The organism is Labilithrix sp. (assembly GCA_019637155.1).
In the GTDB taxonomy this organism is placed as follows: domain Bacteria; phylum Myxococcota_A; class Polyangia; order Polyangiales; family Polyangiaceae; genus Labilithrix.
Map to the genome: position 1 here is coordinate 117,068 of JAHBWE010000023.1, position 24,729 is coordinate 141,796.

General features: G+C 72.0%; 17 protein-coding genes. 7 read left to right on the forward strand and 10 right to left on the reverse strand.

Translation table 11 applies throughout. The annotated features are described in order from the left end of the window. Positions 1-43: 43 nt before the first annotated feature. The 4 genes from KF837_38250 (at position 44) to KF837_38265 (ending at position 4,939) form a co-directional block, all read left to right on the forward strand. Complete coding sequence (locus KF837_38250; GenBank protein MBX3233229.1) at positions 44-775, forward strand: metallophosphoesterase; 732 nt, start codon at positions 44-46, stop codon at positions 773-775. A gap of 166 nt (positions 776-941) precedes the next feature. Then, the gene (locus tag KF837_38255; GenBank protein ID MBX3233230.1) at positions 942-1,763 is read left to right on the forward strand and encodes a WecB/TagA/CpsF family glycosyltransferase; all 822 of its coding nucleotides are present in this window, start codon (positions 942-944) and stop codon (positions 1,761-1,763) included. A gap of 12 nt (positions 1,764-1,775) precedes the next feature. Next, complete coding sequence (locus KF837_38260) at positions 1,776-3,857, forward strand: Ig-like domain repeat protein (protein MBX3233231.1); 2,082 nt, start codon at positions 1,776-1,778, stop codon at positions 3,855-3,857. Positions 3,858-3,886: 29 nt separating this feature from the next. Beyond that, a complete protein-coding gene (locus tag KF837_38265) occupies positions 3,887-4,939 on the forward strand; it encodes an ATP-dependent DNA ligase (GenBank protein MBX3233232.1) in 1,053 nt (350 codons plus the stop codon). A 37-nt stretch (positions 4,940-4,976) separates the two neighbouring features. Here the strand turns inward: KF837_38265 and KF837_38270 are convergent, their stop codons facing one another. From KF837_38270 to KF837_38285, 4 genes are read right to left on the reverse strand one after another with little or no spacing between them, the layout of a single operon-like run. Beyond that, entirely contained in the window at positions 4,977-5,444 is a 468-nt protein-coding gene (locus KF837_38270) for a hypothetical protein (protein ID MBX3233233.1), read from the reverse strand. Further along, positions 5,429-6,727 (reverse strand): DNA primase, encoded by a 1,299-nt coding sequence (locus tag KF837_38275; GenBank protein ID MBX3233234.1) that lies wholly within the window; start codon positions 6,725-6,727, stop codon positions 5,429-5,431. Before KF837_38275 ends, KF837_38270 begins: the two co-directional genes overlap by 16 nt. Further along, complete coding sequence (locus KF837_38280) at positions 6,727-8,493, reverse strand: glycoside hydrolase family 15 protein (GenBank protein MBX3233235.1); 1,767 nt, start codon at positions 8,491-8,493, stop codon at positions 6,727-6,729. Before KF837_38280 ends, KF837_38275 begins: the two co-directional genes overlap by 1 nt. 20 nt (positions 8,494-8,513) lie before the next feature. After that, on the reverse strand, positions 8,514-9,632 hold the full coding sequence (locus tag KF837_38285; protein MBX3233236.1) for a hypothetical protein: 1,119 nt from the start codon (positions 9,630-9,632) through the stop codon (positions 8,514-8,516). Between the two features lie 29 nt (positions 9,633-9,661). Between KF837_38285 and KF837_38290 the strand changes: the two genes are divergently transcribed. Then, positions 9,662-11,650 (forward strand): hypothetical protein, encoded by a 1,989-nt coding sequence (locus KF837_38290; GenBank protein MBX3233237.1) that lies wholly within the window; start codon positions 9,662-9,664, stop codon positions 11,648-11,650. A gap of 121 nt (positions 11,651-11,771) precedes the next feature. Here the strand turns inward: KF837_38290 and KF837_38295 are convergent, their stop codons facing one another. The 3 genes from KF837_38295 to KF837_38305 all read right to left on the reverse strand — a co-directional run bounded on the left by KF837_38295 (position 11,772) and on the right by KF837_38305 (position 16,217). Further along, the gene (locus tag KF837_38295; GenBank protein ID MBX3233238.1) at positions 11,772-13,115 is read right to left on the reverse strand and encodes a hypothetical protein; all 1,344 of its coding nucleotides are present in this window, start codon (positions 13,113-13,115) and stop codon (positions 11,772-11,774) included. Positions 13,116-13,275: 160 nt separating this feature from the next. Beyond that, positions 13,276-14,415: a hypothetical protein gene (locus KF837_38300; protein MBX3233239.1), complete on the reverse strand. Its 1,140-nt coding sequence runs from the start codon at positions 14,413-14,415 to the stop codon at positions 13,276-13,278. Between the two features lie 17 nt (positions 14,416-14,432). Next, positions 14,433-16,217, reverse strand: a complete 1,785-nt coding sequence (locus tag KF837_38305) for a DUF4173 domain-containing protein (GenBank protein ID MBX3233240.1) — start codon at positions 16,215-16,217, stop codon at positions 14,433-14,435. Between the two features lie 144 nt (positions 16,218-16,361). Here KF837_38305 and KF837_38310 point away from each other — a divergent pair, with 144 nt between their 5' ends. After that, positions 16,362-18,752 (forward strand): DEAD/DEAH box helicase, encoded by a 2,391-nt coding sequence (locus tag KF837_38310; protein MBX3233241.1) that lies wholly within the window; start codon positions 16,362-16,364, stop codon positions 18,750-18,752. A gap of 323 nt (positions 18,753-19,075) precedes the next feature. On the opposite strand, the gene KF837_38315 is transcribed toward KF837_38310, so the two are convergent. Together KF837_38315 and KF837_38320 are read right to left on the reverse strand one after the other, a co-directional pair. After that, positions 19,076-19,588: a hypothetical protein gene (locus KF837_38315; protein MBX3233242.1), complete on the reverse strand. Its 513-nt coding sequence runs from the start codon at positions 19,586-19,588 to the stop codon at positions 19,076-19,078. A 757-nt stretch (positions 19,589-20,345) separates the two neighbouring features. Further along, positions 20,346-21,104: a hypothetical protein gene (locus KF837_38320; GenBank protein MBX3233243.1), complete on the reverse strand. Its 759-nt coding sequence runs from the start codon at positions 21,102-21,104 to the stop codon at positions 20,346-20,348. A gap of 56 nt (positions 21,105-21,160) precedes the next feature. On the opposite strand from KF837_38320, the gene KF837_38325 reads away from it, so the two are divergent. Next, positions 21,161-22,999, forward strand: a complete 1,839-nt coding sequence (locus KF837_38325; protein ID MBX3233244.1) for a radical SAM protein — start codon at positions 21,161-21,163, stop codon at positions 22,997-22,999. A 6-nt stretch (positions 23,000-23,005) separates the two neighbouring features. On the opposite strand, the gene KF837_38330 is transcribed toward KF837_38325, so the two are convergent. After that, positions 23,006-24,601: a TolC family protein gene (locus tag KF837_38330; protein ID MBX3233245.1), complete on the reverse strand. Its 1,596-nt coding sequence runs from the start codon at positions 24,599-24,601 to the stop codon at positions 23,006-23,008. Positions 24,602-24,729 lie beyond the last annotated feature (128 nt).

The following is a 24,729-nucleotide window of genomic DNA, read 5'->3' on the forward strand; positions in this document are numbered from 1 at the left end:
GCTCATGACCGACTCCGCCGTCCCCGCGCCGCGCCCGCTCCGCATCGCCGCCGTCGGCGATCTCCACTGCACGAAGGAGTCGAGCGGGCTCTTCCGTCCGCTGTTTCAGCAGGTCGAGACGCATGCGGACGTGCTGCTCCTCTGCGGCGATCTCACCGACTACGGCACGGCGGAAGAGGCGCACGTGCTCGCGAGAGAGCTCGCGGTGGTGAAGCACCCGATCATCGCCGTGCTCGGCAATCACGACTTCGAGTCGGGCACGCCGGAGAAGGTGAGCGAGATCCTGCACGACGCCGGAGTCCGCGTGCTCGACGGCGACAGCGTCGTGGTCGGCGACGTCGGCTTCGCGGGGGTGAAGGGCTTCTGCGGCGGTTTTGGTCGAGGCACGTTGGGACCTTGGGGCGAGGCTGCGGTGAAGGCCTTCGTCAAAGAAGCGCTCGACGAGGCGCTCAAGCTCGAGTCTGCGCTCGCGCGTCTCCGCACGCCGCAGCGCGTCGCGCTCCTCCACTATTCTCCCGTCGCCGACACCGTCGCGGGCGAGCCGGAGCAGATCTACGCGTTCCTCGGCTGCAGCCGCCTCGAAGATCCGCTCGAACGCTACCCGGTGACGGCGTGTTTCCACGGCCACGCCCACCGCGGCACCATGACCGGAAAGACGCGCGCGGGGATCCCCGTCTACAACGTCGCGCTGCCGCTGCTCCGCCGCGAGCTCGGGAACGATCTTCCGCTCCGCATCGTCGAGCTCGACGTGGACGTGCTCGTCGCGGCGGAGTAGTCGCCGCCGCATCCCGGTCCACGCGTCAGGCTCGACGCCCGTACCATGATGCCGTCGAGGGGCAGGATGCCACGGAGCGCGAGCGCGCGAGCAGCGCGCAAAGCGAGCCACGCGCGCGTCAGGATTGTGAGGCACGCGCCTCGCAATGGCCGAGCGCGAGACAACCATGGCTGCCACCGCACAGATCCTTTCGCTTCCGTCCCGCGTCTCCGTCGATGACCTCACGTTCGATCGCGTCACGATGAAGGACGCCGTCCGCCGCATCGTGCGGATGGCGAGACGTCACGACAAGGCGCGCTACGTCTGCACCGGGAACCTCGATCACCTCGTCCTCGCCGAGCGCGATCCCGAGTTCCGCGCCGCGTACAAGAAGGCCGACCTCGTCGTCGCCGACGGCGCGCCCGTCGTCTGGCTCTCGAAGCTCGCCGCGCGCGCGGCGGCCGGCGTCCTCCCCGAGCGCGTCGCGGGGAGCGACCTCTTCTGGGAGCTCGCGAAGGTCTCCGGCGAGGCGAACCTCCGCCTCTTCTTCCTCGGCGGGGTCGAGGGCGCGGCGGCGAAGGCGGCGGAGGAGGTGCTCCGCCGCCACCCGCGCGCGCGCATCGCCGGCACGTATTGCCCGCCGCACGCGACGTTCGCGACGTCGGAGGAGCAGGCGCGCATCAAGCGCATCGTGCGTCAGGCCGCGCCCGACGTCTTGCTCGTCGCGTTCGGCGCGCCGAAGCAGGAGAAATGGATCGCCGCGCACAAGGACGCGCTCGGCGTGCCGGTGTCGATCGGCGTCGGCGGCTCCTTCGAGATGGCGTCGGGCATGCTGAAGCGCGCGCCGCGCTGGATCCAGGACATCGGCCTCGAGTGGCTCTACCGCTTCACGCAGCAGCCGAAGCGCCTCTTCCAGCGCTACTTCGTGGACGATCTCCCGTACCTCGCCGGCGCCGCGACGCGCGCGCTCGTGCACCGGTTCAAAGGTCCGGCGCGTCTCGCGGGCTGATACCATCGCCGCGTGCTCGGGGCCTCACGACCGCTCTCCCTCTTCTTCGTCGCGCTCGTCGCCACGACGACGTCGTCGATCGCGGGGTCGAGCGCGAGCGCCTCGGCGGTGGGGGAGCCCGTCACCTTCACCGTCCTCGTGTCCGGCGAGGAGACGAGCGGCGCGGTCGCGCTGCACGAGGGGACGACCACGCTCGTCGATCCGTGCACGCCGCGCGCGCCGGGGACGTGGACGTGCACGACGAGCTTCACGACGCCCGGACCGCACGAGCTCACCGCGGTCCATGGGACGTCGACGTCCGCCGTCTTCACGCACACGGTCGAGGAGGAGGCGGCCGGCGGGTCGATCGCGTTCGTCGCGCCCGCCGCGCCGAGCGCGACCCTCGGCGAGGCGGTCACGTTCACGGTGCGCGTGAGCGGCGGAGATCCGCGGCCGAGCGGCACCGTCGCGTGGTCGCTCGTCTCGCAGCCCGCCGGCTCGCCGGAGGTGACGCTCCCCGCGCCGGCGCCCGCGCTCCCGGAGGCGGGGCCGAACGAGGTCTCGCTCACGGTCCCCCCCACCGAGCTCCGCGCCGGCGCGTACGTGCTCCGCGCGACGTACTCCGGCGACGCGAGCTACCCATCGACGCCGTCGGCCACGTTCACGAAGACGATCCTGAGGGCGCCGAGCAGCTTCGTCGTCACGCGCTCGCCGGCCGGCGCGCTCCACTACGGCGACGCCGTGACCTTCACCGCGACGTCCGGCGCGCACGCCTCCGGCGTCGTGCCCGCGGGCGGCACGGTCACGTTCACCGACGCGATCGACGGGGTCCTCGGCTCCGCCGCCGTCGACGCCGCCGGCGTCGCCGCCGTCACGCCGGCGCAGCGCCTCAGCGTCGGCGACGGGCACGTCGTGACCGCGACGTACGACGCGACGAACGATCCGAACCTCGGCCCCGGCGCCGCGGAGCTCGGGCCGTTCGCGGTCGCGCCCGCGGAGCTCGCGGTGACGCTGCTGCCCGCGAGCGTGAGCCCCTCGCGGCCCGGCCACGCGGTGACGTTCAGCGTCGCCGCGGTCCCGACCAAAGGCCACGGCCAGCCGAACGGCGTCGCGACGATCGTCGACACCTTCGACGGAACGGCGACGACGCTCTGCGGCGGCGGCGGCGCGCCTGCGTGCACGCGCACCGTGACCGGCGCCGACGACGGCGCGCTGTACTCCGTCACGACGAGCGCGCTCGCGCTCGGCACGCACGCGATCAGCGCGACGTACGACGTCGCGAACGATCCGCGCTTCGCGTTCGCCGGCGCCGTCGCCGAGAGCCCGCGCACGCACGCGGTCGATCCGACCGTGCCGTCGATCGTGATCACCTCGTCGGTGAACCCATCCGTCATCCGGCAGAGCGTCACGTTCCGCGCGATCGTGTCGGTCACGAGCGGGCCGCTCGCGACCGGCGACGTCACGTTCCAGGACGGCACCACCGTCCTCGGCGCCGCGCCGCTGACGCCGGAGTCCGCCGCGTCGTCGGCGAGCTTCAGCACGACCGCGCTCGGCGCAGGACAGCACGGCATCACCGCGCGCTTCGGCGGCGCGACCGCGACGATCGCTCATCTCGTCGTGAAGGCCTCCACGAAGACGGACCTCGTCGCGGCGCCGGACCCCGCGCCGCTCGGCGAGCCCGTCGTCCTGACCGCGCGCGTGACGTCGGGCCTCGCGGAGGCGATCGGCGGGACGGTGACGTTCAAGGACGGCGCCGTCATGATCGCGACCACGAACGTCGGCGCGGACGGCGTCGCGAGCTACGTCGCGCCGAGCCTCGCCGCCGGCGAGCACGCGCTCACGGCCGAGTACGGCGGCGACGCGGTCTTCGCGTCGAGCGCGGGCGCGCTCGCGCTCACCGTCGGAGCGACCGCGCCGCCGCCGCCGACCGTCACGCCGCCGGAGGAGCCGGTCGTCCCGAGCGACGCCGGTCCCGCGAGCGCGCCGTCGACGTCGAGCGGTGGCTGCTCCGCGGCGCCGGGGCGCGCGGGCGCGGGTCCGTCGGCGCTCGCTGCCGCCGTCGCGATCGCCGTCGCCCGCCGCCGGCGAAGGCGCGGTGCTAACCTGCGCGCGTGACGCTTCCTTTCAAGCCTCCGGTCCCGCCGATGCTGGCGAAGCTGGAGAACGAGATCCCGGAAGGGGACGAGTGGCTCTACGAGCCGAAGTGGGACGGGTTCCGCGCGATCGTCTTCAAGGACGGCGACACGGTCCAGACGCAGAGCCGTGACCTGAAGCCGCTCGATCGCTATTTCCCCGAGCTGGCGAAGCCGTTCGCGGAGCAGCTGCCGGAGCGCTGCGTGCTCGACGGCGAGATCGTCATCGCGACGGACGACCACCTCGACTTCGACGCGCTCCTCCTCCGCATCCACCCCGCCGCGTCGCGCGTCGCGATGCTCGCGGAAGAGAAGCCGGCGTCGTTCGTCGCGTGGGACCTCCTCGCGCTCGGCGACGAGGACCTCCGTGCGCTCCCGCAGCTCGAGCGCCGCGAGCGCCTCGAGGAGGTGCTCGCGCACGTGAAGGCGCCGCTCCACGTGACGCCCGCGACGCGCGACAAGGCGATCGCGCAGGACTGGTTCTCGCGCTTCGAAGGCGCGGGCCTCGACGGCGTGATGGCGAAGCCGGTCGGCGCGCCGTACCAGCCGAACAAGCGCGCGATGGTGAAGGTGAAGCACGCGCGCACCGCCGACTGCGTCGTCGCAGGCTTCCGCTGGTACAAGGAAGGGAAGGGCACACTCGTCGGCTCGCTCCTCCTCGGCCTCTACGACGGCGAGGGCGTGCTCCATCACGTCGGCATCTGCGGCTCCTTCACCCGCGCCCGCCGCGCCGAGCTCGCGCAGGAGCTCGCGCCGCTCCGCGAGGGCGCGCGCGAGGGCCACCCGTGGCAGAAGTGGGCCGAGTGGCAGGACTCCCACCACGAGGGCGGGCAGCGCCGCCCGGGCGCGACGAGCCGCTGGAACCGCGGCAAAGACCTCTCCTGGGAGCCGCTCCGCATCGAGCGCGTCGCGGAGGTGGGCTACGATCACTTGCAAGGTACACGCTTCCGCCACGCGACCCACTTCAAGCGCTGGCGCCCCGACAAGCCGACCGCCGAGTGCCGCTACGACCAGCTCGACGCGACGCCGGCGATCGAGATCCGGAAGATCTTCGGCCGCGACTGACCCAGGCCGCGTCGCGCAGGAGGAGCGCCTCCTCGATTCAGTCGCGCGGGACCGCTCGGCGCGCGTGCTCCGCGAGGAGCGCGCCGGCGAGCTCGAAGAGCGCGATCGCCGCTGAATATGCGTCGGGCGGGGCCTTCGCTGCGAGCTCCGGCGCGCTCGCGACGAGCTTCGCCACCTGATCGCTTCGCATCTCGTTCGTCCAGAGGCTCTTCGTGCCGCTCGTCTGGCCGACCGTCCACGTGAGCCGCGCCTGGTGGTTCGTCGTGGAGCGGCTTCCGTTCGGGACCTCCGGCCGGAGCGCCGCTTCGACGACGCGCGCGACGATCGCGCGCGCCTCGGCCGACGAACGCGGGAGCTCGTGCCCGCCGGCGGAGATCGATGCCTCCTCGTTCGACCAGCGCACGACGATGGTGCGCGCCGCGCCGCTGAAGCAGGCGCCGACCTCGACTTCGAGGCGGAGCTCGCCCGCGGGCGCGGTGGGGAGATCCTCTAGCCGTGCTGCCATTCCTGGATCGGATCGTAGTCCGGATCGGGCGCTTCTTCCGCGGGGCGGAGCTCCTCGGGGACGTTCTTCAGGTTCACGCGGACGCGGTACCACGCCGACGAGCGGCCGCGCATCGCGTCGACGAGGTACGCCTCGGGCGGGAGGTACTCGAGGATGGCGGCGTGCTTCGCCTTCCAGCGCTCGAGGCCCGCGAGGCCCTCCGGCTTGTGCTTCGCCTTCGCGATCGTGATGACGGGCAGCTTCGGACGCGGCGGCGGCTTCGCGCCCTTCGCGCCCTTCGCTCCTTTCGCGCGGGAGGGCGCGACGCGCGGCGCTTCGCCCGGCGCCTTGCCGAAGTGCGGCGGCCACGGCGCGTCGCCCTGGCCCTCGGTCTCGAAGCGCTCCGCGAGCTGCAAGAGCGGCTCGATCGAGTAGCTCCGCGCGTCGATCGCCGCGTGCGCGTCGCCGCGCTCGGCGAAGATCGCGGGCACCGTGCGGAGCGTGAACGACGCGGGATCGGCCGTCTTCAGGTCCTCCCACGAGAGCGGCATCGACACGCGCGCGTCCTGCGTCGGCCGCACCGAGTACGCGTTCGAGGTCGTGCGATCGCGCGCGTTCTGGTTGTAGTCGATGAAGACGCCGTGCCGCTCCTCCTTCCACCACTTGCTCGTCGCGATCTTCGGCGCGCGCCGCTCGATCTCGCGCGCGAGGCCGATCGCGGCGCGGCGCACGACCTCGAACGGCCACCGCTGCTCGATGCGCACCCAGACGTGCACGCCGCGCGAGCCGCTCGTCTTCGGCCAGCCGACGAGGCCGACGTCGGCGAGGACCTCGCGCGCCACCATCGCCACGTCGATGATCTGGCTCCACGGCACCCCCGGCACCGGGTCGAGATCGACCCGCAGCTCGTCGGGGTGGTCCATGTCCTCCGCGCGGACGGGGTGCGCGTTGAGGTCGATGCAGCCGAGGTTGATGACCCACGCGAGCTGGGCGACGTCGCGGACGACGAGCTCGTCGGCGTGACGGCCGGACGGGAACGTGAACGTCGCGACTTCCGTCCAATCCGGACGTTTCGGGGGAGCCCGCTTCTGGAAGAACGGCTCCTGATCGACGCCGTTCGGGAAGCGCTTCAGCAACATCGGGCGGCCGTAGACGCCGCGCACGGCGCCCTCCGCCACCGCGACGTAGTACTGCACGAGGTCGAGCTTCGTGATCCCGAGCTTCGGCCAGAAGAGCTTCGTCGGGTTCGTGATCGTGACCTCGCGCCCCGCGAGCTCGAGGACGGCGGGCTTCGGCGCCGCCACTACAACGCCGCGAGGTTGACGGCGGAGTGCACGAGCGCGACGTGCGACAGCGCCTGGGGGAAGTTGCCGAGCATGCGCTTCGCGGCAGGGTCGTACTCCTCGGCGAGGAGGCCCACGTCGTTGACGAGCGCCATCAGGCGATCGAAGTGCGCGCGCGCCTCCTCGTGACGGCCGAGGAGCGTGAGCACGTCGACGTACCAGAACGAGCACGCGAGGAACGCGCCCTCGCCCGGCGGCAGGCCGTCGACGCCGGGACGCGTGACGTAGCGCGCGACGAAGCCGCCGGAGAGGAGCCGCCGCTCGACGTCGAGGACGGTGCGGATGATGCGCGGATCGGTCGGCGGCAGGAAGCCGACGATCGGCAAGAAGAGGAGGCTCGCGTCGGGATCATTCGCGCCGTAGTACTGCGCGAAGCCTCCCGTCTGCGGGTTATAGCCTTGCGCGCAGACCTCGGCGTGGATCTCGTCGCGGACGGCGCGCCACCGATCGAGCGGTCCCTCGAAGCCCCAGCGCTCGATCGACTTCACCGCGCGGTCGAAGGCGACCCAGCACATGACCTTCGAGTGCACGAAGTGGCGCTTCGGTCCGCGCACCTCCCAGATGCCGTGATCGGGCTCGCGCCAGGCCTTCTCGAGGTGGAGGAGGAGCTGCCGCTCGAGCGCCCAGCCCGCTTCGTTCGGCGTCGCGGCGAGGCCGCCGAGGCGCGCCTCGTAGAGGGTGGCCGCGACCTCGCCGTAGACGTCGAGCTGCGTCTGCTCGCTCGCGAGGTTGCCGACCCGCACCGGCGCGCTCCCTTCGTAGCCGGAGAGCCACGGCAGCTCGACCTCGGTGAGCCGCCGCTCGCCCGCGATGCCGTAGAGGATCTGCAGTTGATCGGGCGCGCCCGCCGCCGCGCGGAGGAGCCAGTCGCGCCACGCGCGCGCCTCCTCGAGGTAACCGGCGCGCAGGAGCGCGTAGAGCGTGAACGTCGCGTCGCGCAGCCAGCAGAAGCGGTAGTCCCAGTTGCGGACGCCGCCGATGAGCTCCGGGAGCGAGCTCGTCGCCGCCGCGACGATGCCGCCGGTCGGCGCGAACGTGAGCGCCTTCAGCGTGATGAGCGATCGCTTCACGATCGCGGCATGCGGACCGTCGAGCGCGCAGCGGCTGCTCCACTCCTGCCAGATCGCGTCGCAGCGCGCGAGCGCGGCCTCGGGATCGAGCGTGGGGATCGGGTGCGACGCGTACGACGGGCTCCAGCGCAGCACGAAATGCGCGCGCTCGCCGGGGCGCACGACGAAGTCGGCGACGGTGCGGAGGTTCTCGCCGTGCATCGGCACGCTGGCCCACACCCGCACGAGGTCGGGGCCGGCGACGGCCTCGACCGCGCCGTCCTTGCGCGTGACCCACGGCACCGTCTTGCCGTAGTTGAAGCGCAGCGCGAGCTCCGAGCACATCGGGACCTCGCCTTCGATCCCGCTGACGATGCGGACGAGCCCCGGGCCGTCGCCGCCGACGGGCATGAAGTCGGTGAGGAGGATCCGCCCCTCCGCGCAGGTGAGCTCCGTCTCGATCGTGAGCGTGCCGTCGCGGTACGAACGACGCGCCGCGGTCGTCGGCGTCGCCGGCGCGATCTTCCAGAAGCCGTTGTCCTCGCTCCCGAGGAGCGCGGCGAAGCAGGCCTCCGAGTCGAAGCGCGGGATGCAGGCCCAGTCGATCGATCCGTCGATGCCGACGAGGGCGGCCCCTCGGCAATCGCCGAGGAGGGCGTATTCCTCGATCCGTCGCATGTGCGGTAGAGCCTAGCGCGCTACCTCGCGTCCGCGCAGCAACGGAAGCCGGTCGAATAGTCGTGGTAGTCGTGCGCGTGCGCCTTCGTGCGGTACTTGCAGCCATCGCCGTTGATGCTCGTGTCGAGGTAGTAGCCGCCCGCGAACGTGCCGTGCGCCGCCGAGGCCGGCGTGCGCACCCACTCGTGGAGGTTGCCCATCATGTCGAGCGCGCCGTACGTGTTCGTGCAGTCCTCGTGCGCGCCCGTCTTCGCGAGCGCGCCGTCGACCTGCCCGAGGCGAGGATCGTTGAGCTGATGCCAGACGCTCGCCTCGACCGACGACGGCCGCGTGCTCGCCTTCGCCGCCGCCGGCGGCTTGCCTTTGGTCTTCGGCTTCGGCTTCGGTTTCGTCGTCGCCTTCTTCGTCGTCGGCTTCGACTTCGACGTGGCCTTCTTCGCGATCGTCGCGGTCGGCTTGCCCTTCGTCTTCTTGTCCGCCTTCGCGCCCTTCTTGGCCGGCGCCGCCGCGACGCGCGCCGGATGCGGTTGCGGCGGCGCGCTCGCGAGCGCCTTCAGCCCGAACACCGCGCCGACCGCGCTGCGGCCGCTGTCGTGGCAGGCGGTCGGCCGGCGCGCGTCGCCGTACGGGAACGTCGTCTTGTCCGGGCCCACGCACGCGGTCATCCACTCGACCTCGGTGCAGAGCCGCTTGTGCGACGCGGCGCACGCGTCCTCCGCTTGGACCTCGCTGATGTAGCCCTGCGGGTACACGTCGGGCACGCTCACCGCGCGCACGGTGTGGCCGTCGACCGGGAGCCAGTGCGGGTACGGCTTCTCGTTGCCGTCGGCGTCGACCTCGACGAGCGACGCCTCCCAGCGATCGACGCACACGCGCACGTCGTCGCTCTCGACGAGGACCATCTCGGCGGGGCAGGGGCCTTCGTCGTCGGTCCCGAGCGCGATCTCGCCGGAGGTCCCCGCGTCGTCGGCCTCGTCGTCGCCCTCGTCGTCGCCGTCGCCGCCGTCCGGCTCTTCGCCCGCGTCGATGTCCGCCGGCGCGGCGTTCGCGGCGACGGTGGCGGGCGCGCGGGCGGTGCTCGCGCACGCGATGAAGACCGCGGCCGCGAGGGCGACCGTCGTTCGCACCTGCCAAGACATCGGCTCGTCTCTTAGCGTAAGGTGCTCGCGTGTCCAGGCTCTCGACGCAAGTCTTGCTCGTCCCGCTGTTGATCGCGCTCCCGCGGCTCGCCGCGGCGGACACCGCGCCGAGCGGGCTCGAAGCGATCTCGGATCACGCCGCGCGGCAGACCGCGGAGACGATCGCGTGCACCTCGCCCCCCGCGCGCCGCTACCTCCGTCACGCGCTCCGCGACATCGACGCGCGGCGATGGGGCACGGTGATGACGAGCCTCCAGGGCGACACCGTCGACCTCGTCGCGGACGCGGTCTACGCGGGCGTGCCGCTCCGCGCGTACGTCGGCGAGCCCGCCGCGACGTGCAGCGCGAACGGGCGCGCCGCGGCCCGGAGCGCGCTCGACGAGGCGGAGGAGAGCGGGATCCCGACCGAGGTCGATCGCTGCCTCGCGCGTCCGTTCCCGCAGCGCCGGCACGATCCCGCCTGCTCCCTCGCCGCCGCCGTGCGCGGCGCGCTCGACGGAGATCCCTCCGCCGCCCGCACCCACGTCGCCGATCTGGTCGCGACGATCACGTTCGACGTCATCTACACGGGCAAGGACCTCCCCGCGGCCCAGGTCGACGCGCTCTACGAGCACGTCGCGTACGCGCTGCGGCAGGTGATGCTCACGCGCGAGAACGAGGACACGATCGAGGAGGACGTCGCGCGCGCGTTCGGCGACGTCGATCTCGACGCGGTGCGCGGCTGGCAGTGCGACGACGCGGCGAAGCCCGTCGCGGGCGACGACCTCGCGACCTTCTGCGCCGCGACGCGTGCAGACTACACGCCACCGGTCGCGAAGGTCGCCGACCAGCCGGTCGATCTCGAGACGCTCGCGCGCGCGGCGAGGGCGGCGCCGGCGCCGGACCGCGACGCGAAGATCGCGGAGGCGCTCCTCGGCAAGCCGGACCCGAAGGCGGCGCCGGCGAAGATCGAGCTCGGCGATCGGACCTTCACCGCCGCGAAGCCCGCCGGCCTCGGCGACGCGATCGACGCCGCCGTCGACGTCGCGCGCCTGCGCGGCGATCTCGTGGTGCTCGTCCGCGATCAGCTCCTCGGGACCGAAGTCGCGCCGGAGCGCCTCCGCGATCTCGCCGTCGTCGCGCTCCGCCTCCGCCGCGTCGCGCACGTCCTCGACGACGCGATGGGCTCGAGCGACAGGAACGCCTACGTGCTCGGTCCGCTCGAGGTCCTGCCGACGCTCCTCCCGCGCTTCAGCGACGCGGCGGTCTCGGTGCGCGGGCCGGTGCTCCGCGCGACGTCGGGCGAGCTCCGCGCGACGGTGATCGCGGCGGAGGACGGTCACCTCCGCGAGCTCGCGACGAGCGTCGCGGCGCTGGTGGGTCCGCGCGATCGCACGAGCTGCATCGCCCCCGCCGCGGCGGGCCTCCTCGACGCGTTCGCGGCGAACGTCCCCGAGGTCCGCTCGCACGAGGACGCGTGGGCCGGCCACGAGCAGATCCGCGGCGCCGCGCGCGAGGTCGCGACGTGCACGACCGCGACGCGCGCCGATCCGGTGCTCAAGCTGAGCATCCTGCCGAGCCCCGCCCTCCGCGCGTCGTGGAACGGCGCCTACCGCAACGCGGTCGGACCGGACGGCTTCCGGCTCGTCCCGTCGCTCGACCTCCTCTCCGCGCGGATCCGCCTTACGCCGTCCTCGGCGAAGGTGCGCGCCGCCGCGATCGTCTCCGTGCTCGACCTCGCCGCGCCGCTCGCCGAGCTCGCGATGCGCGATCCCGATCTGAAGTACGACCGCCAGGCGACGTTGTGGCTCGACGCGATCCGCCCGCGCCTCGACGTCGCGTTCTCGGTCCCTTCGATCTCGAGCCACCTCTCGGTGGTCGGCGGCTTCGCGCTCCGCACCGTCGCGCCCTACCGCGGCGGCGGCGGCAAAGGCAACGACACCGCGACCTACCTCGCGGTCGGCACCCCCGGCGGCGCCGCAGCCGAGGCCTTCGCGTCATACGTCGAGTACAGCCTCGGCGCGAAGTACGTTTTCTAGTCGAGAGGGGCCAGCCCCTCTCGAGCTCTCCCCGCCGGGGCCTCTCCGCGCGCGGGGCGCGCGCTCCGCCGCCCCGGGCCCCCGAGAGGGGACGCGCGGCGTCTTCAATGCCTGTTCGGGATCAGTTGCCGCGCAGCATCGCGTGGCCTTGGAGGTAGCGGCGGAGCTCGGTCGTCGTGGTCTGCTTCTTCGTGTTCTTCGGGCGGCAGTCTTGCGCGCGCTGATCGGCGCGGCACGACTTGCTGACCCACACGCACGACTTCTTCTGCGGCGCGCCGCCGGCGTAGTCGCAGCGGAGCTTCTGGTCGCAGCCGGTGAAGCTGCACTCGTGCGAGTAGTCGTTCGCCCACCGCATCGGTGAGAACGGCGCGTTCGAGGAGGCGGCGGCGAAGAGGTTCCGCTTGCACTCGTCGAACCACGACGCGTCGCCGTTGCCGTTGCAGAAGAAGTCCGCGAGGACCTCCTTCACGTCGGCGTCGGAGGAGCGGCGGTCGATCGGGCGCGTCGACGGGAAGCCGTAGAGGCTCTCCGCCATGCCGCGCGTGCACGCCGCGTCGCCCTCGAAGTTGCAGAAGAACTTGTAGAAGCCGAGGCCGTACTGGAAGCCCGTGTCCTCGCGGGACCACACCCCGCGGTACGGCGAGTCCTGCGGCTTCATGCGGACGCACGCGCCCGCGCTGCACGTCGGCGTGAGGCCGGGGCCGAAGGAGGCGGTGTTGGCGCGCGCCTTCGTCGTGCCCGCGGGCGAGTAGCCGTCGTCGTTGAAGTACCAGCGCCCGTCGCTCATCAGCTCCTGGAAGTTCGAGCCGGTGAGGGCGGCGGAGACGGGGACCTTCCACAGCGCGGAGAGCTCCTGCGCGACGCCGGCGCCGCCGTTGCAGCCGTTGAGCGTGACGAACGGGTTGGTGTCGCGCGCGAAGTTGTCGGCGAGGATGGCGGCGTTGCCGGGCACGCTCGCGGAGAGGACGCGGTCTTCGGTGTCGACCTCGAGGAGCGCGCCGAAGGGCGAAGAGTGACCGAAGAACTCGAGGCTCGCGATGCGGGGGAAGCGATCGAGCGCCTTGACGAGCTTCGTCGCCGAGAGCGTCTGCAGGTCGGCGAGCCGCACGCCGCTCCCGAACGGCTCGTTCGTGACGAGCGTGGAGCCGGTGCGCGCGACGTCGCGCTTCGCGTCCTTCGTGACGAAGAGGACGATCTGATCGTTCGGGTAGAGCTGCGTGTAGCGCCGCGCCTTCGTCGTCGCGGAGAAGAGCGGCAGCTCGCCGAGGTGATCGGAGTTCCCGATCAGGAGCACGCGCGTCGTCTTCGCGAGGTCGATCCGTCCGGTCCGATCGAACGTCGCGACGAGCTCGTCCTCCGCCGCCTCCGTCGTCGGGTCATCGGCGTCGTCCTCGCTCGGCGCCGCGCACGCGAAGAGGGAGCCCACGGCGAGGCCAGCAACGACGATCGAGCGAAAGAAAGACATGCCAGGAAGTAGCATGTAGGAAATTGCCTACATCTGAAATCGCGCTGAAATGGGGGCATTCACGCCCGCCGCCCATCCCGCCGCCCCATCCTCCCGTCGCCCAATCCCCAGACGCTGTCGCCGCGCGCCCGCGATCCGGTGCCCACCCGCTCGCTCTGCGTTACTCGAGAGGCTGGGTGGTGCGTTCTTCGAGGGTGGCGAGGGCGGTCGTGCGGTCGATCTTCGCGGCGGTGCTGGAGGTGCCGTGGGCGAGGACGAGCGGGCGGGCGGCTTCGGGATCGAGCTTGGCCATCGCGAGGAGGGCGGCTCTTCCGAAGTCGCCGGTCGGCGAGCGCTCGTAGGTCAGCTTCGCGAACGCGAACGCCTTCGCCCTCTGTTCGCGCGCCACGTTCGTCGCCCAGCCGAGGTCGCCGAGGTAGTCGATCCAGCGATCGGTGAGCCCACCTTCCTCGAACCGCCGCGGGTAGGCCGCGAGCGCGGCGTCGATGACGTCGGGCGGGCACCAGTTGTGCGCGTCGCCGTCGGGGCGCCCGCGGACGAAGGCGTCGTCGTATTGCTTCCGCCCGCTCAGGATCTTCTCGACCGCGGCCTCGATGACGCTCGCGCGCGACGCGGTGAGGTCACGCGCCCAGTCGTGGCACTCCTCCACCGTCGGCGGCTTCGACGTGAGCGCGCTCGTCGCCGCGCGGCGCACCAGCTCGTCGGGCGATCGCTGCGCCTCGTCCGCCAACGAGCGGAGCGCGGCGTCGTTCGGGCGCGCGCGGAGGAGGCACGAGACGAGGCCGGCGCGGAGCTCCACGCTCGGCGCGTCGCGCGCGAGCTTCGTGATGCGCTCGCCGAGCTGCGCCTTGTCGCGATCGACGCGGCAGAGGATGCCGGCGAGCTCCGGCGCCGCCGCGTCGTTCGGCGGGCGCATCCCTTCGCCGATCGCGACGAGCCGCTGCGCGAGCGCCGCGTCGTCGCGGAAGAAGTCGCGATGGCGCGCGGCGTGGTACGCGCCGAACGCCGCGACGCCGGGATCGGCGTCCTCGAAGAACGCGACGAGCGTGGGCGCGTCGGCCTTCGTGACCTTCAGCGCGCGGTACGCCCGCGCCGCGTCGCAGTCGTCGTCGTAGTCGCCGATCGCGGCGGTGCACTTCGCGCGGATCTCCTTCACCGCCGCGACGAGCCGCGGCGCGTTCGCCGGATCGTGGAGGCCGACCGGCCGCGGCGCGGAGGCCTCCGGCGCCGGCGGCGCGCTCTTCCTGCACGCGACGCTCGCGAGGACGAGGGCGACGGCGACCGAAGCGACGACGCGCATCGCTCCTTCGTAGCAGGTCAATCCGCGTCGCGGCGGCCTTCGTTCACCGTCACGTCCGAGCGCGCGGCCGGGATCGCGAGGAGCTCCTCGAGCGAGCGGTCCTCGTTCGCGCCGCGCGAGATCTCGAGGAGCACGCGCTTCGCGTCGGCCGGGCTCGTCGAGCCGAGCGTCCGGGCGATCTCGGCGTCGTGCGCCTCGAGCGTCGCGAGCGCGCGCGACGACGCGACGTCTCGCTCGCGCCAGGTCGTCGACGCGCGCGCCCGGGCGCGGAGCTCGTCGCGCTCGTCGGCGAGCAGCGCGGCGACGCCCTGGCGGACGCGGACGTCCGAGTGGTGGAGGAGCGGGAGGAGGCTCGGCGCGCTCTCGGCGTGACGCGACTGCGCGAACATGTGGAGGAGGGGGCGGTGCTCGCCGGCGGAGACGCGCGCGACGTTCACCTCCGCGCCGAGGAGGTGTGTCGGCACCACCGCGTAGACGACGAGCGTGAGCGCGAGCGCGTCGAGCTGGCGGCGGAGGAGCCAGAAGAACGTCTTCTGCCGGTAGAGCTTCCACGCGACGAGCACGACGCCCGAGACGACGACGGTGGTGCCGAGGACGCCGACGATGCGGAGGTCCGAGAGGCCGCTCCGCGCGACGTGCATCGCGATGCGACGGTAGCTGCCGGCCGCGAAGCCGATGCCCTGCGCCATCCACGCGTACGCGAGGATCCGCGCCGTCTTCGCGCGCGCGTCGTACGCGAGCGGTCCCTTGAACATGACGCCGATGACGGCGGTGAGGAGGAGGAGCGCGACGGTGAGCCAGAACGCGCCCTGATGCGCGTACTCCTGCGTCGTCATGCCGGCGGGCGTCTTGCCGGTCCAGAGGTAGCCCGCGTCGAGGAGGTTCTCGACGGCGAAGAGGACGTTGAGGCCGGCGAGCGCGTTGCGCGCGACGAGGAGCGACGTCGGCGTGGCCTCGACGTCCGTCTTCGCCGCCTCGCCGCCCTTCGCGAGCCAGAGCTTCGGGCGGAAGAACGCGGTCGCGAGCGCGAGCGCTCCGAGCCAGAGGAAGACGCGGCCGAAGGAGGGGAGCGGGATCGCGCTCGCGATCGCCTCGGCGACGGCGCTCACGCCGCTCGCGACGACGGGGTTCGCGAGCGAGAGCACGCCGAGGAACATGGCGATGAGCGCGGCCGGGATCGCGATCGGGAGGATCGAGACCTCGCCGATGCGGGTCCGCGCGGTGAGGGCCTTCACGCCGCGGAGCGCCGCGCCGACGCGCGAGGGCAGCCCGATCGGACCGTTCAGCGCGGAGAGGAACGCGTCGGGGACGAAGAGCTGGCGGCGGCGGAGCGCGAGCGCGATCACGCCGACGAGCGCGACGCCGGAGGCGACGACGCCGAAGGTCGGCTCGAACGCGCAGCGCAGCGCGACGACGGCGCCGAGGACCTCGAGGATCGCGAGGCGCGCGGTGAGCACGCGCGGCTTCGCGGCGACGAACATGGCGGCGAGCACCACCGCGAAGAGGACCGCCGCGCCGTAGCCGCCCGCGGCGAACCCGTCCTCGTGCCAGAGCGTGACGTCGACCGCGATCGCGATCGCGGCGAGCATCGCGAGCTCGATCGGCCGGAACGCCCTCGGCTTCGCCGCCGCGCGGCGCGCCGCCTCGACCGACCAGCGCGGGGCGGCGCGGTAGGGCGGGCCATGGGGGTAGCTCGGCGCCGTCGCGTGCGCGCCGGGCGTCCACTCGGGTCCGGGAAACGGGTGCGCCTGCGGGCCGGCGCCCGGGCCGGGGAAGGGCGGAAAAGGACGAGTCGGCTGCATGGGACGTACGACGCGTGGGGGCGGTCCTTCATTGCCTCCACCACCGCTGGTAGGCGACCGTTCGCCCCGCTTCCGCGACCATCCAAATCGTTGATCGATTCGGAGGGCTGTGATCTAAGGGGCCTCGTGCGTTTGGTCGATGACGTGACGGCTTCTCGTAGCGAGCCCGTCCCCGAGCCGCCGAAGAGCGAGACGCGACCGGTCGCGGTCGCTCCGAACGGCGGCCCCGTGCCCTGCCTGCGGCTCTTCGCCGACGAGGTCGTCATCCATCGCACCGAGGGCCTCGGCTCGACGTTCGACAACGAGCTCGTGCCGCTGCTCGAGCTCTCGTTCGAGTACGAGGGCGTGAAGGTGCTCGCCGCGGACGAGGACGACGAGGTCATGATCGACCTCGACCGCTTCGTGCCGCGCTCGCAGGTCGACGAGGCCCGCGCGCGGCGCATGCTCGAGAGCTTCGGCGCGGTCCCGCTCGAGTGCCTCGACGACTACGCGTGCGACGCGACGGCCGACTACGTCGTGCGCTGCGAGGGCAACGTCCACGACTTCTGCGGCTTCAGCGCGTACGTCGTCCCGCAGCTCCGCGGGATGGGATGGAAGGTCGACGTCGATCCGAAGTACCCGTTCAAGGTCGTGCAGGGCGAGCCCGCGTGGCAGGCCACCGTCACGTCGGGTCCTTCGCGCGAGGGCGACGCGGAGGGCGGCGAGAAGGAGGCCCTTCGCCCCGACTGGTTCGGCATCCAGCTCGGCGTCGTCGTCGACGGCAAGCGCGTGAACCTGCTCCCCGCGCTGCTGGAGCTCCTCGAGCGCTCGAACGGCAAGCCGCTCGCGGAGCTCGCCGCGACGACGTCGCGCAAGTGCCTCGCCCTCCCGGTCGGCGACGGCCTCTACCTCCCGATCCCGGCCGAGCGCGCGCGCGCGATCCTGCGCGTGCTCGCGGAGCTCTACGACGGCACGTCACCGAAGGGCGAGCTGCGCGTCCATCCGACGCGCGCGGGCGCGGTCCTCGCGCTCGACGAGATCTTCGCGAAGAACGGCGGCGAGATCAGCTTCGGCGGCGACGCGCGCGCGCTCGCGGTGGTGGAGGAGCAGAACGCGCCCGTCGTCCGCGTCGAGCAGCCGAAGGGCCTCCAGGCGACGCTCCGCGACTACCAGATCGACGGTGTCTCGTGGCTCCAGAACCTCCGCCAGCGCGAGGTCGGCGGCATCCTCGCCGACGACATGGGGCTCGGGAAGACGCTCCAGACGATCGCGCACGTGATGGTCGAGAAGGAGGGCGGGCGCCTCACGACGCCGGCGCTCATCATCGCGCCGACGTCGCTCGTGATGAACTGGCAGCGCGAGTTCCGGAAGTTCGCGCCCGAGCTCCGCGTCCTCGTCGTGCACGGCAGCGATCGCGCCTCCGCCTACGACGGCATCCGCGACGCCGACGTCGTCGTGACGAGCTACCCCATCGTCTGCCGCGACGAAGAGAAGTTCGCGGAGTGGGAGTTCCACCTCGTCATCCTCGACGAGGCGCAGACGATCAAGAACATGAAGAGCCGCGCCCACGTCGCGTGCCGCTCCATCGTCGCGACGCACCGCCTCGCGCTCTCCGGCACCCCGGTCGAGAACCACCTCGGCGAGCTCTGGTCGCTCCTCGACTTCGTGAACCCGGGCCTCCTCGGCGACGAGCTGCACTTCAACCGCTTCTACCGCGTCCCGATCGAGCGCCTCCGCAACGAGGACCGCCTCGCCGCGCTCCGCGAACTCGTTGCACCTTACATCCTTCGCCGCAACAAGCGCGACGTCGCGAAGGAGCTCCCGAAGAAGACGGAGGTGATGCGTCCGGTCGAGCTCCACGGCCAGCAGCGCGAGCTCTACGAGTCGATCCGCGTCGCGGCGCACGCGGAGGTACGGAAGCTCATCAAGAAGAAGGGCCTCGCCGCCTCGACGATCCCGATCCTCGGCGCGCTCACGAAGCTCCGTCAGGTCTGCTGCGATCCGCGCCTCGTGCGCATGACGAACGTCGCGCTCCCGAAGGAGTCCGCGAAGTACCGCATGTTCTTCGACCTGCTCGACAAGCAGCTCGCGGGCGGCCATCGCGTCCTCGTCTTCTCGCAGTTCACGAGCATGCTCGGTCTCCTCGAGCAGGGCCTCGTCGAGCGCAAGGTGAAGTACGCGATCCTCACCGGCTCCACGGCCGATCGCGCGGAGGCGGTCGACCAGTTCGAGAAGGGCGGCGCGAAGGTCTTCTTGATCTCGCTGAAGGCAGGCGGCACGGGCCTCACCCTGACGAGCGCCGACGTGGTCATCCATTACGACCCGTGGTGGAACCCGGCCATCCAGGCGCAGGCGACGGACCGCGCCTACCGCATCGGCCAGAAGAAGCCGGTCATCAGCTACCAGCTCTTCGCCGCCGGCAGCGTCGAGGAGCGCATCCTCGGCCTCCAGCGCTCGAAGAAACACGTCGCCGACGCAATCCTAGGTCAGGGCCCCGCCGGCAACCCCCTCGGCGAAGCCGAGCTAGACATCCTCTTCGCTCCGCTCGGCGCGTAACCGCATCGCGCGCTCGTCGTGCGTCGGCGACGCGGTGCGGGCGCGGGTTGCGCTCGTCCTGCGTCGTCGTGCGTTGCGGTCCGGGCACGCGCGTCGCCCGCTCGCCCCTGCGTCGGCGATGCGGGGTCGCCCTGCGTTGTCGGCGCGGGTTGCGCGCTTCGCCTGCGTCGTCGCCGCAGGTTGCGCTCGCCTGCGTTGTCGGCGCGGGGCGGTGCGCGTGGGTTGCGCGCTCTGGGTTGGCAGTGCGGGCGCGCTTCGCTCTGCGTTGTCGGGGCGGTAGTGCGAGCGGGCGTCGTTGGGCGGCTTTGCCGAGCGTGTGGGCGTTAGCGATAGATGATGGGCGCGCGAGCGGGGATTGCGGCGGCGGGGGATGGGGAGGCGTACGACGAAGGCGGCGGTTGCGCGGCGCTTGGTGTTGGGGATGACTGGCCCTGGTACGGAGTGGTGGGGTGGGGCGTGTAGGACGGGGCGTAGCCGTAGCGGGGGGCGCGGTAGCCGTAGCCGCCGCGCGGGAGGCCGTAGTACGGCTCGTGATGGGCGTGTGGTGGGAGCAGCGCGTCGGGGGCGTTCCAGGGGCCGCCACGCGAGGGCGTTTGTGTGAGCGGCGCGTCGCCGATGAAGCCGAGCGACTTGGTGCGGCGGATGGGCTGGCCCGGCGCCTCGTCCGGCAGGACGATCTGGGCCTCCGCGTCGTAGGTCGCGTCCTCGGGCACGGTGACCTTGCTGCCTGGCGGCGCGGTGATGTGGAGCCCGTCGTCCGAGCAGCCGCACCGCACCGTCCGCGAGGTCGCCCGCGACGGCGGCGCGATCCGGTTCACGGTCTCCGCCCGCACCACCTCGCCTGGATCAGCAGCCTCCTTGTCGGCACACCCGACCGCGAAAACCACGAGCGGGGCCAGCAGCAGAGCGCGCATCCCCGGCGCTCCGTGCAATCGCCCGGCCAGCGCGGAGCCCAGGCGCTTGCCGTGCGAACCATGCTACGCGTGAACGCCGGGACCGCCGCGCCGTCGCACCTCGCAACGCCGCCGCCGCCCCCGCGCCACGGTTTCGCGGACTTGCGGCGGCGTCGCGGGCGCATGGTGAGGACCTCCGCGAGCAAGACGACCTCGCAGCGCCCCACGTGAGGACGCCGAAGCGAAGCGACTCCGTCGTGCGGGCCCAAAAAAGAAAAACGCCATGCCAAGGACGTAGCGAGCTCGCCCGAGCCTCGTCGTCGAGCGCGGCGCAGCTGAGCGGAAGAGCGGGGCTCGTGTCAGCGGCAGGTGAAGCCGTCGGCCTTCGTGGCGCGGCGGGCGAGGATGGGCATCGCGGGGCGTGGATCGTTCGGGGCGCGGAAGAGGGTGCCGGGGCCTCGCTTCAAACGTGTAAGGTACATGCGTGTAATGCGGGCATCGAGGGCGGTGAGGCGGACGAGGAACGCGGCGCCGCAGGCTTGCTGCGCGTCGTCCGGGGCGGCGGGCGGCGGTCGAGAACTGGCCGACGCAGACCTCGTTGTCCCAGAGCTCCACCTTCGACGAGCTGCCGCTCATGCGCTCGTGCCTCCGTGGAGGTGCAGTCGCCGTGCCTCCCGCCGCTCGCGCAGCGGTCCGCGCTTCAGAGCGCGTTGAGCTCGACGATCATGGGCTGGACGAGCGCCTTCATGTCCACGCCCGGATCGACCGTGAACACGTGAACGAGGACGCCGATCAGATTCGGGGCTCCGACGCAGGTGACGGAGACGGTGGTGCCGGGCCGCCCTCCGACGGCGCCGATCCGCACGCCGCCGTCGAACCATCCGCCCTGCGCCGCGGGGAAGAGGCCCTTCAGCTGCTCCGCCGCCGTCGCGAGGCACTTCGCCGCCGTGCTCGCGCGCGTGATGGAGGCGTCGTGGCTGCGGAGCTCCGGGTACGTCATCCCGTTCGGCGTCGACACCTCCACCGCCGTCTCGTTCTCGCCGAGGCTCTCGAGGCGCCGGCCGTCGACCGACGCGTCGAGCGCGAACTCGATGCCCCACGCGCCGGTCACGAGGAGCGACCCGCCGTCGAACGGGCGGCACGTCGCGTACAGCGCCGCGCCGTCGCGCTTCGAGAAGAAGGTGTTCGGCTCGTTCGCCGCCGCCGCCGCCGAGTAGCGCCCGCCCATCTTGTCGAGCGCGGCCTTCGCGTCGTTCGCGCACTGCTGCTCGCTCACGCCCTTGCGCTCCGCGACGCGCAGGTCCCATCGATCCAGGAGCGGGAGCGCGGGCGGCGCGTCGCCGCTGTCCACGGGGCCCGCGTCACCGCCCGCATCGGCGGAGGTGGGCGGCTTGATCGACTCGCCGGGACGATCGTCGATGCAGGCCGCGAGCACGAGCATGAGAGGCGCGAAGCGCATGGCGAAGAGGGTAGCCGAAACATTCTCGGGGTGAGCGTGTCATGATGAGAGGCCCGATGAAGATCGCCCTGATCTACCCGCCGCCGTGGAAGATCGCAGCCCCCGGCGAGCCGCGGTACGCGGCGGACGGGCCGCCGGAGGGCTACCGCGAGGGCGACCTCGACGCGGACTTCCACCAGACGCCGTACGGGCTCTTCGCGATCGGCGCCGAGGCGCTGCGCGCGGGGCACATGGTCAAGGTCGTCAACCTCTCGTCGTTCCCGTGGACGAAGGTCGAGGAGGTGGTCGCCGCGCTCGACGCCGACGTCTTCGGGATGTCGTGCTGGACCGCGAACCGCCGCGGCGTGCGGCTCGTCGCCGACCTCGTCAAGCAGAGGCACCCGCGCGCGACCGTCGTCGTCGGCGGCCCCCACGCCACGCCGCTCGGCCCCGAGCTGCTCTCGCACTTCGAGAGCGTCGACCTCGTGTGCACCGGCGAGAGCGACGTCACCTTCCTCGAGATCGTCCGCCGCCTCGAGCGCGGCGAGCCGCTCACGAAGATCGCCGGCACGGTGTACCGCGACGGCGGGGAGGTCGTGACCGCGCCGGAGCGCAAGAACGTCGCCGACCTCGACGCGCTCGCGTCGCCGCATCACTTCTTCGACACGCACATCTTGATGACGTCGCGCGGCTGCCCGTGGGCCTGCACCTTCTGCGGCGCGGAGACGTCGTGGGGTCGCGGCTTCCGCGCGAACTCGATCGACTACGTGCTCGACGCGATGGAGAGCGTCAGCAAGCGGCTGCCGGTGAAGATGATCCAGATCAAGGACGACACCTTCACGACGAACAAGAAGCGAGTCCTTGCATTGTGCAAGAAGATGCAGGAGCGGAAGCTCGGCTTCTTCTGGAGCTGCGATACGCGCGTCGATCTCCTCTCCGACGAGCTCCTCCGCGAGATGCGGCTCGCGGGGTGCCAGCGCCTCTCGCTCGGCGTCGAGAGCGGCTCGCAGCGCATCCTCGACCTCATCGACAAGAAGATCACGCCGAAGGAGATCCTCGCGTCGACGTTGCTCGCGAAAAAATACGGGATCAAGGTCCGCTACTACATGATGCTCGGCAACCGCGGCGAGACGCGGGAGACGTTCGCGGAGACGCTCGCCTTCCTCGACGAGGCGGCGCCGCACGAGTACGTGTTCTCGTGCCTCTCGGTGTACCCCGGCACGCGCGACTTCCACGACGCGGAGAAGGCGGGCTGGCTCGATCGCGAGCAATATTTCAGCGGCGACTTCCAGGAGCTGAAGACGCCGTTCGACGCGTCCGACGAGGACGTCGCGTGGATGAACGAGTGGTTCTTCGCGAACAAGGGGCTCCGCGTCGGCTTCCGGGACGGCGTCGCCGAGTACCGCGCCATCCTCGAGCGCCTCGGCGACTACCACGCCGCGCACATGGACCTCGGCGCCGCGCTCTACCACGAGGGCGATCTCGAAGGGGCGGAGCGCCACGTGCGGCGCGCGCTCGAGCTCGGCTATCCGTGCCCCGGCCTCGCGTACAACCACCTCGCGTGTTTCGCGAAGGCGCGCGGCGACCTCGACGCGATGATGGACCTCTTCACGACCGCGGCGAAGACCGACCCGCAGCACTGGACCCTGATCCAGAACGTGAACCGCGCGCGCGCGTGGTTCAAGGAGAGCGGCCCCGCGCGCGGGTTGCCGCTCGAGCTCGACGTCCGCCACGACTTCCAGCTCCTCGAGCGCACCGCGCAGCCCACCCTCCCGGGCCCGCTGCCGGAGGACTTCGCGGTGTGGAAGGAGACGCCGCTCAAGGGCGACGCCGCTCCGCGCTGGCTCAAGACGCCGGAGCAGGAGGGGAGCGGCAAGGGTATGGGCAAGAAGCGGCTCGACGTGGTGCGCGATTGAGCAGGCTCAGGGACCGCCGCTCTTCACGTCGCGGCCGAGCGCGTGGTCGAGGCGGATGCGGGCGAGGCGCGCGTCCACCTTCGCGTTGAGGTGCTCGAAGCGGGACTGCGCGAGCGCGGTCTCCGCGTCGATGAGCGTGGTCGAGGTGCCGCGGCCCGCGTTGAACAGCTCGCGCGCGACGCGGTAGGCCTCCTCCGCGCTCTCGAGCTGGCGCGTCGTGGTCGTCACCGCGACGTCGGCCTCGAGGACCTCCTGGTACGTCTGCGCGACCTCGATCTCGATGCCGTCGCGCACGGTCTGCTTCTGCGCGTCGAGCGCGTTCGCGCGGGCGATCGCGTCGCCCTCGGCGGGGCCGGCGGTGAGGACGTCGTTCGGCGACCAGGTGATCTGCGCGCCCGCGGTCCAGGTCGGGAACCACTCGTCGCGCTGCGGGAAGCGGCGCTGGTTCGGGTTCGCGTACGTCACGTCGCCGAAGGCGGAGAGGGAAGGGTACTTGCCGCGATCGGCGACCTTCGCGAGGCGCCGCGCGGCCTCGGCGTTCTTGTCGAGGCTCTTCAGCTCGGGGCGCGCGCCGTGCGCTTCGCTCACGAGCATCTTGAGGTCCTGCGGCGCCGCCGGCACCGGGCTGTCGAGGCTCTCGCCGGGCACGAGCGTCTCGTCCTCCTTCGCGTGCGTCGCGACGCGGACCTGGCGCTCGGTGATGAGCGCGCCGTTCTTGCCGCGCTCGACCGCGAGCTCCGCGGCGGCGACCTGCGTCTCCGCGCGGAGGACGTCGGCCTTCGACGCGTTGCCGACCTTGAACTGGTTCTCCGCGTCCTTGAGGTGCGCCTTCGCGACCGCGAGCGACTGCTCCGCGACGACGGCGGCGCTGCGGGCGCGGAGCCACGTGTAATATGCAATCTTTCCGTCGGAGTACGACTTCGCGCGCGCGGTCGCGACGTCGTGGCGGGCGGCCTCCTCCTGCTTCAGCGCGGCGGTGTAGCCCTCGTTGATCTTGAGGAAGTAGTCGCTGATCGGGACCGAGATGGTGGCCTGCGCGACCCAGTTGTCGAGGATCATCGGGAACCTGATCCCGTTGAACGACGGCGGCAAGAACCCGCTCAAGCGCGTGTATCGGCCGAGGAGGCCGACGCGCGGGACGAAGTTGTTCCGCTGGCCGTCCGCGCGCGCCTCCGCGGCCTGCGCGTTGTCCGCCGCGGCCTTCGCCTGGTAGCTCGTCGCGGCCGCGCGCTGCGCGACCTGATCGGCGGTGATGCCGCCGGCGACGGTCGTGCTGAGGTCGGGGACGCCGCTCGTCGCGCCTTGCTGGGTCACAGTGTCGCGCGGGGCTCCGGGCGCCATCGTCGGCGGCGGGGGCGAGTAGCCGGGCTGCGCCGGCGTCACGGTCGGCGCGGGGGCGGGCCCCGCGGTCGGCGGCGCGGGGGCGGGCGGCGGCGTGTACGTCGGGACCGGCGCCTGCGTCTGCGGGATCGTGTACGGCGTCGTTCCCGCGTTCTGGTTGTTCGGGTTCTGCTGCGCGGCGGCGGTCGCCGCGGTGAGCGAGCTGCCGAGGGCGAGCGCGCACGCCGCGTACGACGCGGGGCGCGTTCCAAAGCTACGCATGGGAGTCCTTTCTCGCGGGCTCTTCGATGCCGTTCGAGGGTCGGTCGTCACGGCGGCGTTTCTACTTCGCTTCTTCACAAAAACCTGGACGAAAATGCGCGGCTTCTAGAAGGATTCTGTGCACGCGA